General features: G+C 74.5%; 8 protein-coding genes and 1 pseudogene. 6 read left to right on the forward strand and 3 right to left on the reverse strand.

The window, feature by feature from the left end; genetic code table 11:
* Positions 1-7: 7 nt before the first annotated feature.
* On the forward strand, positions 8-1,234 hold the full coding sequence (locus QQS16_RS36425; protein WP_286066798.1) for a cytochrome P450: 1,227 nt from the start codon (positions 8-10) through the stop codon (positions 1,232-1,234).
* An 18-nt stretch (positions 1,235-1,252) separates the two neighbouring features.
* Here the strand turns inward: QQS16_RS36425 and QQS16_RS36430 are convergent, their stop codons facing one another.
* The 3 genes from QQS16_RS36430 to QQS16_RS36440 all read right to left on the reverse strand — a co-directional run bounded on the left by QQS16_RS36430 (position 1,253) and on the right by QQS16_RS36440 (position 4,306).
* The gene (locus QQS16_RS36430; protein ID WP_286066799.1) at positions 1,253-2,095 is read right to left on the reverse strand and encodes a DUF4097 family beta strand repeat-containing protein; all 843 of its coding nucleotides are present in this window, start codon (positions 2,093-2,095) and stop codon (positions 1,253-1,255) included.
* 50 nt (positions 2,096-2,145) lie between these two features.
* Positions 2,146-2,664 carry a toxin-antitoxin system HicB family antitoxin gene (locus QQS16_RS36435; protein WP_286066800.1) on the reverse strand — a complete coding sequence of 173 codons (519 nt, stop codon included), beginning with the start codon at positions 2,662-2,664 and terminating at the stop codon, positions 2,146-2,148.
* Between the two features lie 139 nt (positions 2,665-2,803).
* Entirely contained in the window at positions 2,804-4,306 is a 1,503-nt protein-coding gene (locus QQS16_RS36440; RefSeq protein WP_502963951.1) for an FAD-dependent monooxygenase, read from the reverse strand.
* Positions 4,307-4,670: 364 nt separating this feature from the next.
* Between QQS16_RS36440 and QQS16_RS36445 the strand changes: the two genes are divergently transcribed.
* The 5 genes and pseudogenes from QQS16_RS36445 to QQS16_RS36465 form a co-directional block, all read left to right on the forward strand.
* Positions 4,671-4,934, forward strand: a complete 264-nt coding sequence (locus QQS16_RS36445; protein WP_286066802.1) for a phosphopantetheine-binding protein — start codon at positions 4,671-4,673, stop codon at positions 4,932-4,934.
* The gene (locus QQS16_RS36450; RefSeq protein ID WP_286066803.1) at positions 4,931-6,181 is read left to right on the forward strand and encodes a cytochrome P450; all 1,251 of its coding nucleotides are present in this window, start codon (positions 4,931-4,933) and stop codon (positions 6,179-6,181) included. Before QQS16_RS36445 ends, QQS16_RS36450 begins: the two co-directional genes overlap by 4 nt.
* A complete protein-coding gene (locus QQS16_RS36455) occupies positions 6,178-6,915 on the forward strand; it encodes a thioesterase II family protein (protein WP_286066804.1) in 738 nt (245 codons plus the stop codon). Before QQS16_RS36450 ends, QQS16_RS36455 begins: the two co-directional genes overlap by 4 nt.
* A 53-nt stretch (positions 6,916-6,968) precedes the next feature.
* Positions 6,969-10,049 (forward strand): type I polyketide synthase, encoded by a 3,081-nt coding sequence (locus QQS16_RS36460; protein WP_286066805.1) that lies wholly within the window; start codon positions 6,969-6,971, stop codon positions 10,047-10,049.
* 70 nt (positions 10,050-10,119) lie between these two features.
* Positions 10,120-15,681, forward strand: a pseudogene (locus tag QQS16_RS36465) (type I polyketide synthase); the annotation flags it as partial.
* Between the last annotated feature and the right edge of the window lies 1 nt (position 15,682).

Consider the following 15,682-nt stretch of genomic DNA (forward strand, 5'->3'; position numbering starts at 1 on the left):
AAACCCGATGAGCCAGACGGTTCACGTCCCGAACGGTCTCCCCACGGAGCGAGACGCGGGCCCCTTCGACCCGCCCCGCGCGATCACCCGGCTGCGCACGGCCCGCCCGGTCAGCCCTCTGCTCTTCCCCGACGGACACGAGGGCTGGCTGGTCACCGGCTACGAGGAGGTCCGCCGGCTCATGGCCGACACCCGGTTCAGCTCCCGCCAGGACCTCGGTGTGATGCACGTGCCCTACGACGTCCCCGGCATGCCCGTCCCCACCGAACCCTCCCCGCAGATCCCGGGCGTCTTCATCGCCATGGACCCGCCGGACCACACCCGGCTGCGGCGCAGGCTCACCGGTGCCTTCACCGTCAGGCGGATGAAGGAGCTGGAGGACCACATCGCCGACATCGCCGAGCGGCAGCTCGACGCCCTGGCGCGGCTGACCCCGCCGGTCGACCTGGTCGAGGAGTTCGCGCTGCCGGTGCCCTCGCTGGTCATCTGCGAACTGCTCGGCGTCCCCTACGAGGACCGGAAGAGCTTCCAGACCAACACCGCCAAGTTCCTCGTCCGGGACCAGGCGTTCGACGAGAAGATGGCCGCGTACGGCGCCATGACCGCGTACCTCGCCGAACTGGTCACCCGCAAACGCGCCGAACCCGGTGAGGACATCCTGTCCGACCTGGCCCGCCAGGAGGACCTCACCGTCGAGGAACTGACCGGCTGCGCCTTCCTGCTGCTGCTCGCCGGCCACGAGACCACCGTCAACCAGCTCTCGCTCGGCACCTTCGCGCTCCTGGAGCACCCCGAGCAGATGGCCGCCCTGCGCGCCGACCCGGAGCTGATCCCCGACGCGGTCGAGGAACTCATGCGCTACCTGTCCGTCGCCGACATCTTCTACCGGTACGCCACGGAGGACATCGAGCTGGGCGGCGAGATCATCGGCGAGGGATCGACCGTCGTCGTCTCCCTGCTGGCCGCCAACCGCGACCCCCGCCGCTTCGAGAACCCCGACACCCTGGACGTCCGCCGCACGGCCCGCGGGCACCTGGCCTTCGGCCACGGGGTCCACCAGTGCCTCGGCCAGCAACTGGGCCGCATCGAGATGCGCGCCGGCTTCGGCGGACTGCTGCGCCGCTTCCCGGACCTGACGCTCGCCGTCCCCGCCGACGAGGTGCCGCTCAGGACCGACATGAACATCTACGGCGTCCACGCGCTGCCGGTCACCTGGACGGAAACGGCCCCCTGACCCGCCGGCCGGACACGGTCAGGGCTTGGCGCGGCGCACGTCGATGTTGCCGTGCCGGGTGCGGGCCCGGATCGTGACCGTGTCCTCGGAGCCCCCCGGGGCGTCGGAGGCGGTGAGGGTGTTGCGCACCTGCCCGGAGCCGGAGCGGGCGTCGAGCCAGGCGGCCGTGCCGGCGCGGACGCCCACCTCGATGGCGCCGGTGGAGGTCTCCAGCTGGACGGTGCCCCGGGCCACCTCGCCCAGCCGCACGGTGCCGTGCGCGGTGGTCGCGGTGACCGAGTCCTCGGCGCGGGTGATGTCGATGTCGCCGTGGGCGCCGCTGACCCGCAGTTCACCGGTGGCCGCCCCGACCGTCGTGGTGCCGTGCGAGTTCTTCAGGACGGCGGGACCGTCCAGCAGGCCCGCGCGCACGCTGCCCGAGCTGGTGCTGATCTCGGCCGCGCCCTCGACGCGGTCCACGGTGACCGACCCGTGGGAGGCGGTGACCGTCAGCGGGCCGGTGGTGTCGAGGCGGACGTCGCCGGAGGAGGTCTTCACCCGCACCTCGCCGAGCCGGCCCTCGCCGAACACCTGGGTCCAGGCGCCGGTCAGGTCGACGCGCGAGCCGGCCGGCAGTTGGACGGTCACGTCGACGGTGCCGGTGCGGCCGAACAGGCCGGACCTGGGGGTGCGCACGGTCAGCGCGCCGCCCGCGCAGGCGACCTCGGTCTGGCCGGCCGCGCGGACGTCCGGGTCCTTCTCCGGGTCGCGCGGACGCACCTCGACGACGGTGTCGGCGCGGTCGCCGGCGGTGAACTGGATCGACCCGGCCTCCACGCGCGCGGTGACCGAGATCGCGTCGGGGGTGTCGAAGGAGGGCATGGGCAGTCCCGTCTCGTGAGGTGGGTGACGTGGCGCGGGTGCGGGCGCGGTCAGCGCACCCAGCCCGTGAAGCTCTGTCCGACGGAGTGGGCCTTCTCCGTCGTGCGCGGCCGGGTGCCGCCGTCGACCGCGGCCGACACGGCGCGCACCAGCCACGCGTTGACGGACAGGCCCTCCTGGGACGCGGCCTCCTCGGCGCGGGCCTTGAGGTGAGCGGGCAGGCGCAGGTTGACGCGGGCGGTGCCGCCCTCGTCGCCCTCGGACGGGGCGGGGGCCCGCGACGGTCCGGCGGGCGCGGCGGGCTCCGCGGGAGCGCCGGCGTCGGCGGGCGGCAGGGTCACCACGAAGTCGGGGTCGAGGCCGCGCAGCCGTACGTCGACCGAGCCGGGGGCGAGTTCGCGGGTGATCTCGTCCATCGCGGCGGAGAGCACGTTGAGCAGGGTCAGCCGGGTCGCCGACTCCAGGGGAGCGGTGAGCCTCTCGGCCAGCGCGCGGGCTTCGTCACCGCCGGCCTCGGCGGCCACCGCGAGTTCGCGGCGGAGGGTGTCGACGTACGGCGTGAGGTCCATGACGTCATGGTGGTACCACCGTGGCGCCCGGTGCAAGCAGGGTGAGCTGCGACGAGACGGACCCCGGCGCCCCGAGGGAGAGGGGTGAGGCGCCGGGTGGTGTGGTGTGGCGCCGTCGTGGCGCGCGACGGGCGGCCCCTCACCCCCGCAGGGCCGGGCCGAACCAGGTCGTCAGGGCGGTCCGGAGCGCGGACAGGTCGGGGGTCCCGCCGGGGGCCGCCGCCCACGCGACGTGGCCGTCGGGGCGGACGAGCAGCGCGGCGGGCGCGGGGATCTCGCCGATGCCCGGGACCGTCCAGTGGTCGTCCTCGCTGCGCGCCTCGACCAGGTCGACACGGTCGGACCAGCCCTTGACGGCCGCCGCCACCTCGGCACTGCCGCGCAGGTCGAGCAGGACGGGCCGGGCGGTGTGCAGCAACGCGTAGACGTAGGTGGGGCCGTCGGAGGTGTCGAGGTCGGCGTCGGGGACCCGGCGGCCCTCCAGCGGGTGGTCGCCGTCGACCGGATAGCGGATGTCCAGCGCGTTCAGCATGTGGCGCAGACGCCGGTTGACGTCGTCGAACACCATGAGCTCGCCGAACACCTCGCGCAGCGCGTCCGTCTGGGCGCCGGGGCGGACCAGGGCCGACTGGGCGCGGGTGTTGTGCAGCACGCGCTCCCCCACGGGATGGCGCTCGGTGTGGTAGCTGTCCAGCAGGCTGTCCGGCGCCTGGCCGCGCACCACGGCGGCGAGCTTCCAGCCCAGGTTCACCGCGTCCTGCACGCCCATGTTCAGCCCCTGGCCGCCGGCCGGGAAGTGGATGTGCGCCGCGTCGCCCGCGAGCAGCACCCGGCCCGCCCGGTACCGGGCCGCCTGCCGGGCGGCGTCGGTGAACCGGGAGATCCAGCGGGGCTCGCGCATGCCGAAGTCGGTGCCCGCGACCCTGGTCAGCGACTCCCGCAGCTGCTCGAACGTCACCGGCTCGTCGCGGTCGGGGACGCGGTCGTACTCCGAGGTGATCACCCGGTACCAGCCGGGCTCGAAGGCGATCGCCGAGTAGTCGCCGGCCGGGCGGCGCCGCACCCAGACGTAGTCCTCCGGCAGGTCGGGCAGTTCGACGTCGCCGATCAGCGCGGTCATCGTCGGCTCGGTGCCGGGGAAGTCGATGCCCGCCAGCTTGCGCACGGTGCTGCGCCCGCCGTCGCAGCCCACCAGGTAGCGGGCGCGCAGCGTCGCGGGTTCCGCCCCCTCGGCGCCCAGCTCGACCGTCACGCCGGTCTCGTCCTGGCGGATGCCGCTCACCGGGGACGACCAGCGCATACGCACACCGAGTTCGGCCGCCCACTCCTCCAGCAGCCGTTCGATGGTGGACTGAAGGATCATCAGCGGATACGGGTGCCGGGACTCGGACTCGTCGAAGTCCAGGTAGAGCCCGGAGAAGTGGCCCACCGGCTGGAGTTCGCCCTGGGCGAGGAAGCGGTCCAGGACGCCGCGCTGGTCCAGCACCTCCAGGGTGCGGGAGTGGATACCGCCGGCCCGGGACTCGCCCGTCCGCTCCGCGAGCCGCTCGGCCACCACCACGTCGGCGCCCGCCAGCCGCAGCTCACAGGCGAGCATCAAGCCGGTCGGCCCGGCGCCCGCGATGACCACGTCCGCGTCCATGCCGGTGTTTCCCACGTCGTCTGCCCCCTCTGTTTTCCTGCTTAATGCGAGCTTTTCCAGTGATTTTCAAGTGCTTTTCCAGCGGTGTTCCAGTACGCCTCTAGCGCCCTGAATCACTTTCCACTTGCCCTGTCCCGCCGGCGGGACGGTTTCCTGGGGAGCGGATGTTCCGGGGGTGTCAGCATGCGAGGGCGCCGGTCCATCCTCAACCTCACCGGCCGACGCGAGTCGGCAGGCCACCGACACGGTGGGAGCGGCCCCGCATTCACGCGACACTCAATTCGGCCATTCACTCGGCCCTTCAGAGATTTTGTCTCGCCGGCGGGACAGCGGAAAAGAGCTCGGCGGAGGAAGGAAAATGGCAATGGAGCAGCAAGCCGCGCCTTCGAGTGCGCTGGTGTCCCTGGGGCAGGAAATAGCGGCGCTGTGGGGGGAGTGCCTGGGCGGCCGTGAGGTCGGGGCGGAGGACGACTTCTTCGCGCTGGGCGGCAACTCACTGGCCGGAATCAAGATCATCGAACGGGTGGCGCAGGACTACGGCGTCCGGCTCTCCGTGCGCGACTTCTACCTCGCGGGGACCCCCACCCGGATCGCCGAGCTGATCGAACAGGGGAGGGCGGGGACGTGAGGCTGACGCCGGGTCCCGCGCGCGACGTCGATCTCGGCGGCGTCGACCTGTTCGACCTGGACCTGTACACCGAGGGCGACCCGCACCCCGTCTGGGACGTGATGCGGGAGAAGGCGCCCCTGCACCACCAGGTCCTGCCCGACGGCCGGGAGTTCTGGTCGGTGACCCGCTTCGAGGACGTCTGCCGCGTCCTCGGCGACCACCGCGAGTTCACCTCCGAGCGCGGCACGGTCCCCACCCACCTCGGGACGGACGACGTCGCGGCCGGCGTGCTGCTGACCTCCACCGACCCGCCGCGGCACACCGAGGTCCGCCGGCCGCTCGGCTCCAAGCTGACCGCGCGTGCGGTGAAGTCCTGGGAGGACTCCATCCGGGGGACGATCGTCCGCTTCCTGGAGCCGGCGCTCGACGGCGAGCCCTTCGACCTGGCCGAGCGGGCGCTGCTCCTGCCGGCGATGGTCACCGGCCCGCTGCTGGGGATCCCGGAGCAGGACTGGGCCGAACTCGTCCAGCTCACCGCGATGGTGACGGCTCCCTCGGACCCGCACTTCCTCCAGGGCAGCGAGGCCGCCACCCTGGCCATCTCCCACCACGAGCTCCTCACCTACGTCAAGGAGTGGGTCAGGACGCGGCGGGCGTCCGGACTCGAGGACGACAGCCTGCTGCACCACCTCATGAACGTCCGCCCGCACGGCGTGCCGCTGACCGACGAGAAGATCGCCCTCGACGGCTACAGCATCCTGCTGGGCGCCAACGTCACCACCCCGCACACCGTCTCGGGCACGGTGCAGGCGCTCATCGAGCGGCCCGAGCAGTTCGCGAAGGCCCAGGCCGACCCGACGCTGATCCCGAACCTGGTCGAGGAAGGGCTGCGCTGGACCTCGGCCGCGTGCAACTTCATGCGGTACGCGGTGGACGACGTCGAGATCGCCGGGGGCACGATCCCGGCCCGCGGGGCGGTCGTCGCGTGGATCGGCTCGGCCAACCGGGACGCCTCCCAGTTCCCCGACCCGCACACCTTCGACATCACGCGCGCCAACGCCAAGCGCCAGGTCGCGTTCGGGTTCGGGCCGCACTTCTGCATCGGGGCACCGCTGGCCCGGCTGACCCTGCGCGTCTTCTTCGAGGAACTGCTCCAGCGGTTCGGATCCCTCGACTTCGCCGGCGAACCGCAGCACCTGCGGTCGTACTTCATCGCCGGGATGACCCACCTGCCCATCACCGCCCAGAAACGGCAGACGCCATGACCTCCGGCTCCACCACCGTCGCGTCGCCGTGGTTCGTCCGGCCGCCGGCCGCCGGCCATGCCGCCCGGATCTTCGGCTTCCCCTTCGCCGGGTCCGGGGCCTCGGCCTTCAGCGCCTGGCCGGCCGCGCTCGGCGACGCCGAGTTCTGCCCGGTGCAGTTCCCCGGCCGCGAGAACCGGCTGGCCCACCCCCACCACGGCACCTACGAGAACCTCGCCGCCGGCCTCGCCGACGCGCTGCGCCCGCTGCTGGACCGGCCGTACGCGTTCTTCGGGCACTGCGCGGGCGCGCTGCCCGCCTACGAGACCGTGCTCCGGCTGGCCGGCCTCGGCCTGCCCACGCCCGAGTGCCTGTTCGTGTCGGGCCAGCCGGCCCCGCACGACGCGGCGGGCGACCGGATGCTCGCCATGACCGAGGCCGAACTGCGCGCCGAGGTGGAGGCGTTCCTGCGCGGCCGGGGCATCGAGCCGCGCCCGGACATGGTCGACCTCGGCCTGATGGTGCTGGCGCGCGACCACGCCGCCGCGGCCGCGTACCGGCGCACCGAGCCGGTCCCGGTGCCCTGCCCCGTCGTCGTCCTGCACTGGCGCGACGACCCCGACGTCGGCCTCGACCGGCTCCAGGGCTGGCGCCGGTACGCGGACTCCGTCGAGTTCGTGTCCCTCGACGGCGGCCACTACGACTTCATGGACGCGCCGGACGAGCTGCGGAACGTGCTGACCCGTCGGCGATGAGCGCGACAGCCGCCCGCAAGAGCCGTACACCGAGGGAACCGGAAGGAATTCGTATGAGTGGCGCAGCCACCGGTATAGCCGTCATCGGGATGTCGTGCCGCTTTCCCGGGGTGCGCGACGTGGACGACTTCTGGCGCCTGCTGCTCGACGGCGAGTCGACCTTCGGGACGTTCCCCGAGCACCGGCCGGTCGTCCCGGACCGCACGCCCCACCCCGACGCCGCCACCGTCGGCTCCGGGTCGTTCCTGGACGCCGTGGACGGGTTCGACGCGGAGTTCTTCGGCACGTCCGCCGCGGAGGCGGCCGCCATGGACCCCGTGCAGCGGCTGGGCCTGGAGCTGGCCTGGGAGGCCGTCGAGGACGCCCGCATCCCGGCGACCGCGCTCGCGGGCCGCGAGATCGACGTCGTGGTCGGCGCCGGCCCGTCCGGGTACGACCTGCTGCGCAAGCTGACCGGCAGCGACCAGGACGACCACTACGCCGTCCTCGGCTCCGGCAACGCGCTGATCGCGAACCGCGTCTCGCACCTGTTCGACGTCCGCGGCATGAGCCTGTGCGCGGACTCCGGCCAGTCCTCCTCCCTGGTGTCACTGGCGCTGACCTGCGAACGGATCCGCAGCGGCGCGGTCGACATGGCGCTCGCGGGCGGTGTGCACCTGATCGCGGACCCGGAGGCGGGACTGGGCCTGGCCAACCTCGGCGCCCTGTCGCCCGACGGCCGGTGCTTCCCCTTCGACGCGCGCGCCAACGGCTTCGTGCGCGGCGAGGGCGGGGCGTTCGTCGTGCTCAAGCGGCTCGACCACGCCCTCGCCGACGGCGACCACGTCTACGCCGTGGTGCGCGGCTGGGGCGTGGGCAGCGGCGGCGCGTCCTCGCGGATGCCGGACCCTAGCCCCACCGGGCAGGCGGCGGCCGTGCTGTCCGCCCTCAAGGCCGCGGACGTCGACTTCGACGGCGTCGAGTACGTCGAGGCGCACGGCACCGGCACCCGGCGCGGCGACCCGGCCGAAGCCGCCGGCCTGCGCGAGGTGTTCCGGCACACCGGCCGCAGCCGCCCCCTGGTGATCGGCTCGGTGAAGGCGAACGTCGGGCACCTGGAGCCGGCCGCCGGGATCGTCGGCTTCGTGAAGGCGGCGCTCTGCCTGGACCGCGCCCACCTGGTCCCGCACCCCGGTTTCCGGTCCCCCAACCCCGAGATCCCCGACTTCCAGGACGACTTCGAGGTCCTGCGCACCGCGCGGCCCTGGCCGGGCACACCGGGCCGGCCGCGGCGCGCCGGGGTCACGTCGGTCGGCATGGGCGGCACCACCGCCCACGTCGTCCTCGAACAGGCCCCCGGGGCCCCGGCCGAGGCCGTGGAACCGGCGCCCGGCGTCCCCGGTGTGGTGCCGTGGGTGCTGTCGGCGCGCTCCGAGCAGGCCCTGCGGGAGCAGGCGGCCCGGCTGCGGGACCGCGTGACGGCCGACCCGTCGCTGACGGCGGCCGACGTGGGGCACTCGCTGGTGGCCACGCGCACGGCGTTCGCGCACCGGGCGGTGGTGCTCGGCGCCGGCCGCGAGGAGGCGCTGGCCGGCCTCGGTCTGGTGGCGGCGGGCGGCGACGCGGCACGCGCCGTGCGCGGGGTGGCCGACGGGCCGGCGGGGCCGGTCGTCTTCGTCTTCCCCGGCCAGGGCTCGCAGTGGCTGGGCATGGGACAGCGGCTGTACGCGGAGTCGGAGGTCTTCGCCCGCGCGATCGACGACTGCGCGCGGGCGCTGGAGCCGTGGCTCGACTGGTCCCTGCTGGACCTGGTGACCGGCGCGCGGTCGGCGCCCTCGCTGGAGCGCGGGGACGCCGTGGTGCAGCCCGCGCTGTTCGCGATGATGGTCTCCCTGGCCCGGGTGTGGCGGTCCCTGGGCGTGGTCCCCGACGCGGTGGTGGGGCACTCGCAGGGCGAGATCGCCGCGGCCTGCGCGGCCGGCGCCCTCTCCCTCGACGACGCCGCCCGCGTGGTCGCCCTGCGCAGCCGGGCCCTGACCGCACTGGCGGGCCTCGGCGGGATGCACGCGGTCGCCGCGCCCCTCGCCGAGGTCGAGGAACGGCTGACCCGGTGGCCCGGGCGGCTGTCCGTGGCCGCCGTCAACGGACCGGCCTCCGTGGTGGTCTCCGGGGACCTCCAGGCCCTGGAGGAGTTCGCCGCCGGGGCCGCCGCCGACGGGGTGCGGGTGCGCCGGGTCAGGATCGAGTACGCCTCCCACTCCCACCAGGTGGAACGCATCCGCGACCAGGTGCTCGCCGCCGCCGCGCACGTGACACCGCAGCCGACACCGGTGGAGTTCCACTCCACGGTCACCGCGGGACGGATCGACACCCGTCTCCTGGACGGCGCGTACTGGTACGACAACCTGCGCTCGACGGTGCGGTTCGGGGAGGTCGTCGCCGGCCTGATGCGCGAGCGCGGCGGGGTGTACGTGGAGGTCAGCCCGCATCCCGTGCTCCAGGTGGCGATGGAGGAGACCGCCGACACGCTGGCGAGCCCGCCCGCGGTGGTGAACACCCTGGACAGGCACGACGGCGGCGCCGCCAGGATCCTCACGTCGGCGGCCGCACTGCACGTGCGCGGCGTGCCGGTGACCTGGGAGACGGTGTTCGCCGCGGCCCGGCCGCGCCGGATCGCCCTGCCCTCCTACCCGTTCCAGCGGCAGCGGTACTGGCTGACCGCGCCGGACGACACCCCCGCCCCGGACGTCGCCTCCGAAGGGCCGGACCTGGCCTCGGAGGCGTCCGTCCGCGTGCTGGTGTGCGCCGAGACGGCCGCGCTGCTGACCGCCAGGGACCCGGAGGCGGACCTCACGGGCGCCGGCCTCGCGGCGCGGGCGGGCGAGACCTTCAAGACCCTGGGGTTCGACTCCTCGATGGTCGTGGCGCTCCGCAACCGGCTCACCGCGGTGACCGGAGCACGGCTCCCGGCCACCGTCGCGTTCACCCACCCCACGCCGCGGCAGCTCGCCCACCACCTGTTCTCCCTCCTGACGCCGGCGGAGCCCGACCCGGCGACGACGGCTCCGCAGGCACCGCCGACCGCGCCCGAAGTGCGCCTGGAAAGTGACGATGATGACGATCTGTACGCATTGATCGACCGTGGATACGTGTAGCAACACCGTTCGTCTCAGCAACCGTTAGGGGGAGGCCCTGGTGGAGGATGTCGACAAGCTCCGGTCCTATCTGCGTCGTGCCGTCGGCGACGCGCAGCACCTGCGTGAGCGCGTGCGCGAGCTCGAGGAGTCCGCGCGTGAGCCCATCGCGGTCGTGGGGGTGGGGTGTCGCTTCCCGGGTGGGGTGACGTCCCCCGAGGGACTGTGGGGCCTGGTGTCCGACGGCGTGGACGCGGTGGGCGACTTCCCGTCGGACCGCGGCTGGGACGTGGAGGCGCTGTACGACCCGGACCCCGAGGCGCACGGGAAGACGTACACCCGCTCGGGCGGGTTCCTGCACGATCTGCCCGAGTTCGACGCGGAGTTCTTCGGCATCAGCCCGCGCGAGGCGCTGGCGATGGATCCGCAGCAGCGGCTGATGCTGGAGACGTCGTGGGAGGCGCTGGAGCGGGCGGGCATCGACCCGGCCCGGCTGCGGGGCACGCAGACCGGGGTGTTCACCGGGATCTACGGCGTCGACTACGGCCCCCGGATGGGCGGCGGCGCGGCCGGCGAGGTCGAGGGCTTCACCCTCACCGGGACCTACCTCAGCGTGGCCTCGGGCCGGGTGGCGTACGTGCTCGGTCTTCAGGGCCCGGCGGTGTCGACCGACACCGCGTGCTCGGCGTCGCTCGTCGCCGTCCACCAGGCCGTGCGGTCCCTGCGGTCCGGGGAGTGCACGCTGGCGCTGGCCGGCGGGGTGTCGACGCTGCCGACGCCGGGGATGTTCGTGGAGCTGTCCCGGCAGCGGGGGGTGTCGGTCGACGGGCGGTGCAAGGCGTTCGCGGAGGCGGCCGACGGCACCGGCTTCTCCGAGGGCGCGGGCGTACTGGTCCTGGAGCGGCTGTCGGACGCGCGGCGCAACGGGCGCCGCGTCTGGGCGGTGATCCGCGGCTCGGCGATCAACCAGGACGGCGCGTCGAACGGGCTGACCGCGCCGAACGGGCTGGCGCAGCAGCGGGTCGTCCGGGCGGCCCTGGCCGACGCGGACCTGACCGCCCGTGACGTGGACGCCGTGGAGGCGCACGGGACCGGCACGCGGCTGGGCGACCCGCTGGAGGCGGAGGCGCTGCTGGCCACCTACGGGCAGGACAGGGACCCGGGCAGCCCGCTGTGGCTGGGGTCGTTGAAGTCGAACATCGGCCATACGCAGGCGGCGGCCGGCGTCGGCGGCATGATCAAGATGATCATGGCGATGCGGCACGGGGTCATGCCCCGCACGCTGCACGTGGACCGTCCCTCGACGCACGTGGACTGGTCGGCCGGAGCGGTGGAACTGCTCACCGAGGCCCGCGACTGGCCGAACGCACCGGGCCGGCCCCGGCGCGCGGGCGTGTCGTCCTTCGGCATCAGCGGCACCAACGCCCACCTCATCCTGGAGCAGGCCCCCGAACCCGCCGAGGCCCCCGAACCCGCCGAGGCCCCCGAACCCGCCGAGACCTCCCGGGCCCCGCAGACCCCCGAGGAGGCCCCCGGGCAGGACCGGGCCCCCGCCCGTGAGCCCGGCGTGCTGCCGTGGGTGCTGTCGGCGCGCTCCGAGCAGGCGCTGCGCGAGCAGGCGCTGCGGCTGCGCGACCACGTCGCCGCCGATGCCGCCGTGCCGCTCGCCGACGTCGGCCACGCGCTGGTGACGACGCGGTCGCTGTTCGAGCACCGCCAGGTGATCGTCGGCACCGACCGCGACGCCCTGCTCACCGCCCTGTCCGCCGTGGCCGCGGGCCACGAGCCCGGCTCCGCCCCAGCGGTGTCCGGCGTCGCCCGGCCGGTCGGCAAGACGGTGTTCGTCTTCCCCGGCCAGGGGGCCCAGTGGGTCGCGATGGGCCGGGAGCTGTGGGAGACCTCCCCGGTCTTCGCCGAGCAGCTGCGCGCCTGCGCCGAGGCGCTCGACCCGTGGGTGTCCTGGTCGCTGATCGACACCGTGTGCGCCGGACCCGACTCGGCCGACCTGGAGGACATCGACGTCGTCCAGCCGGTGCTGTTCGCCGTGATGGTGTCGCTGGCCCGGGTGTGGCAGTCGCTGGGCGTGACCCCGGACGTGGTGATCGGCCACTCCCAGGGCGAGATCGCCGCCGCCTACATCGCCGGCGCCCTGACCCTGGAGGACGCGGCCAAGGTCGTGGCCCTGCGGTCCCGGCTGCTGGCCACCGTCGCCGGACAGGGCAGCATGGCCGGGATCCTGCTGCCCGAACAGCGCGTGCGGGAACTGCTGGCGGGACAGGAGTCCCGGATCGGCATCGCCGCGGTGAACGGACCCGGCTCCACGACGGTCTCCGGCGAGACCGGGGCGGTCGAGGACCTGGTCGAGGCCTGCCGGGCCGAGGGCGCCCGCGCGCGGCTGATCAAGTCCAGCGTTCCCGGCCACTCGCCGCTGATGGACCGGTTCGCCGACCGGCTCCCGCGGGAGCTGGGCCGTATCACCCCGGCGCCCACGCCGGTCGAGATCTACTCCACGGTCACCGGCCACCCGATCGACCCGACGGCGCTGGACGAGGCCTACTGGTACCGCAACCTGCGCGAACCGGTCCAGTTCGCGGCGGCGATGGGACGCCTGGTCGGGCAGGAGCCCGACAGCGCGGTCGTCGAACTCAGCCCGCACCCCCTTCTGGTGATGAACACGCAGGAGATGTTCGACACCACCCCCGGTGCCACCGGCTTCGTGGTGGGGTCCCTGCGCCGCGGCGAGGGCGGCCTCGCCCGGCTGTACCAGTCGGCGGCGGAGGCCTTCGTCGCGGGCGTCGAGGTGGCGTGGCAGGCGGCGTTCCCGGGCCGGGACGGCCGGTGGGCCGAGCTGCCCACGTACGCCTTCCAGCGGCAGCGCTACTGGCTGAACACCCCTCAGGAGACCACCACCGGCGCCACCTCGGACCACCCGCTGCTCGACGCCGTGGTCGATCTGCCCGCCGGTGTTGAGGGCGGCGGAGTGGTGGGCGGCGGACGCCTGTCGCTGGAGCGCCACCCCTGGCTCGCCGAGCACGTGGTCCACGGCGCCCACCTGGTGCCGGCGACCGTACCGGTGGAGCTGGCGGCGTGGGCCGCGCACAAGGCCGGGTTCGACACCGTCGACGACCTCACCCTGGAGACCCCGCTGGTGCTGTCCCGCACGGCCGAGCGGGAGATCCGCGTCGTGCTCGACGGCACGGGCGCCGTCAGCGTGCACTCGCGCGGCGAGGGCGAGACCGCGTGGACGCGCAACGCCGTCGGCACCGTCGGCGCCTCGGCACCCGCTCAGGACTCCCTCACCGCCTGGCCCCCGCCGGGCGCCACCCCGGTGCCGGTCGAGCAGGAGTACGCCCGGCTGGCCGCCCTCGGCTTCGACCACGGGCCCCTGTTCCGCGGCCTGAAGGCGGTGTGGCGCCAGGGCGGCACCCTGTTCGCGGAGGTCGAACTGCCCGCCGCCGGCGGCACCGGCCAGGACCGGTTCCGGATCCACCCGGCGCTGCTGCACACCGCGCTGCTCCCGGCCGGCCCGGGCGGGTCCGCCGACGCCTCCCTGCCCGAGGGCCGGCTGCCCCACCGCGCCACCGGCATCCGGCTCGGCTCCGCCCGGCCGGCCGCGCTGCGCGTGCGGCTCGCGCCGGCGGGCGAGAACACGCTGTCCGTGACCCTCGCCGACGACCGCGGCACCCCCGTCGGCGGCATCGCGTCGCTGACCCTGCGCCCCGCGGACGTCGGGCAGCTCACCGCGCTGGGCTTCGACCACCAGGACGCGCTGTTCCGCCTGGACTGGGACCCCGTGTCCGCCCCGGCCGGGACGGCGACGGGCGCCTACGCGGTGCTGGGCACGCCCGCGTTCCCCGCGCCCGGCGCGGCGGTCTTCGCCTCCCTCGGCGAACTCGCCGCCGCCGACGGCCCCGTACCGCCGGTCGTCCTCGCCGCCGTGGACCGCGCGGACCCGGACGGCAAGGACACGCCCGCCGCCGTCGAGCACGTCCTGCACCAGGTGCTGCACCGGACCCGGGACTGGCTGTCCGACGACCGCTTCGCCGAGTCGCGGCTGGTCGTCGTCACCCGGGGCGCGTTCCACGACGGGCAGGTGCCCCGCCCCGACCCGGCGGCAGCCGCCGTCTGGGGGTTCGTGCGCAGCGCTCAGACCGAGAACCCGGGCCGGTTCACGCTCGTGGACACCGACGACCAGCCCGCCTCGTGGGCCCTCCTGCCGGCGGCGGCCACCACCGGAGAGGACCAGCTCAGGATCCGCGCCGGCGCCCTGACCACCCCGCGGCTGGCCCGCGCCGACGGCGGCTCCCGCGCCGGGGACGCGCCCGCCCTCGGCTCCGGGACGGTGCTCGTCACGGGCGGCACCAGCGGCCTGGGCGCCCTGCTCGCCCGGCACCTGGTGGACCGGCACGGCGTGCGCCGGCTGCTGCTGACCAGCAGGCGGGGTCCGGCGGCCCCGGAGGCGGCCGGACTGGCCGCGGAACTGACCGGGGCGGGCGCGCACGTCGACATCGCGGCCTGCGACGTCACCAGCCGGGACTCCGTCGCCGCGCTGCTGGCCGCCGTACCGGACGAACACCCGCTGACGGCGGTGGTCCACTGCGCCGGGGTGCTGGACGACGGGGTCGTCGAGGCGCTGACCGAGGACCGCCTGGACGCGGTCCTCGCCCCGAAGGTGCGCGGTGCCTGGCACCTGCACGAGCTGACCCGGCCGCTGGACCTGTCCGCGTTCGTGCTGTTCTCCTCCGTGGCGAGCGTCCTCGGCACGGCCGGGCAGGCCAACTACGCGGCGGCCAACGCGTTCCTCAACGGCCTCGCGGACGCCCGCCGGGCCGACGGGCTGCCCGCCACCGCCCTGTGCTGGGGCTTCTGGGCGCAGCGCAGCGAGATGAGCGCCGACCTGGACGACACCGACCTCGTGCGCCTGCAACGCCAGGGCGTGCTGCCGATGTCCACGCAGGAGGGGCTCGCGCTGTTCGACGCGGCGGTCTCGGTGGACGGCGAGCCGGTCCTGGTGCCCGCGCGGCTGAACCTCGCGGCGCGGGCCGGCCACCTCGGCTCGCCGCTCCTGCGCGGCCTCACCGGGACGCCCGCCGCTCCGCAGGGCCGGGAGAGCGCCGACGGCTCGCTCGCCCAGACGCTGGCGTCACTGCCGCCGGCCGACGCCGAGGCGGCGCTGCTCGACGCCGTCCGGGCCCAGACCGCGACCGTCCTCGGTCACGCCGACTCCGCGCGCATCGGCCCCTCGGTGGCCTTCAAGGAACTCGGCATCGACTCGCTCACGGCGCTGGAGCTGCGCAACAAACTGGCCGCGGTGACCGGTCTGAAGCTGCCCGCCACGCTCGTGTTCGACCACCCCAGCCCCAGCGGCCTCGCCCGGTTCCTGACCGAGAGGATCGCGCCCGGCGCCGCGGCCGGGCCGCAGTCCCCGGCCACGCACCTGGTCAAGGAGATCGAGGGCCTGGGCGCCCGGCTCCAGGACGCCTTCGCCGAACTCGCGGCGGAGGAGCGGACCACCATTTCCACACTGCTCGGCGAACTGCACGGCCGAGTCCGTTCGTCGGCGAGCGCCGCGGCACCGGCCGGTATCGCCGACCAGATCAGTTCGGCCTCGGCGGGAGAGCTTCTCGCGCTGCTGGACAAGGAACTCGGCTAGG

The organism is Streptomyces sp. ALI-76-A (genome assembly GCF_030287445.1).
GTDB lineage: Bacteria > Actinomycetota > Actinomycetes > Streptomycetales > Streptomycetaceae > Streptomyces.

What these genes read in the sequence shown, in the direction of transcription:
- QQS16_RS36425 (WP_286066798.1), top strand. Translation starts at nt 8, where the DNA reads ATGAGCCAGACGGTTCACGTCCCGAACGGTCTCCCCACGGAGCGAGAC.
- QQS16_RS36430 (WP_286066799.1), bottom strand. Translation starts at nt 2,095, where the DNA reads ATGCCCTCCTTCGACACCCCCGACGCGATCTCGGTCACCGCGCGCGTG.
- QQS16_RS36435 (WP_286066800.1), bottom strand. Translation starts at nt 2,664, where the DNA reads ATGGACCTCACGCCGTACGTCGACACCCTCCGCCGCGAACTCGCGGTG.
- QQS16_RS36440 (WP_502963951.1), bottom strand. Translation starts at nt 4,306, where the DNA reads ATGGACGCGGACGTGGTCATCGCGGGCGCCGGGCCGACCGGCTTGATG.
- QQS16_RS36445 (WP_286066802.1), top strand. Translation starts at nt 4,671, where the DNA reads ATGGAGCAGCAAGCCGCGCCTTCGAGTGCGCTGGTGTCCCTGGGGCAG.
- QQS16_RS36455 (WP_286066804.1), top strand. Translation starts at nt 6,178, where the DNA reads ATGACCTCCGGCTCCACCACCGTCGCGTCGCCGTGGTTCGTCCGGCCG.
- QQS16_RS36460 (WP_286066805.1), top strand. Translation starts at nt 6,969, where the DNA reads ATGAGTGGCGCAGCCACCGGTATAGCCGTCATCGGGATGTCGTGCCGC.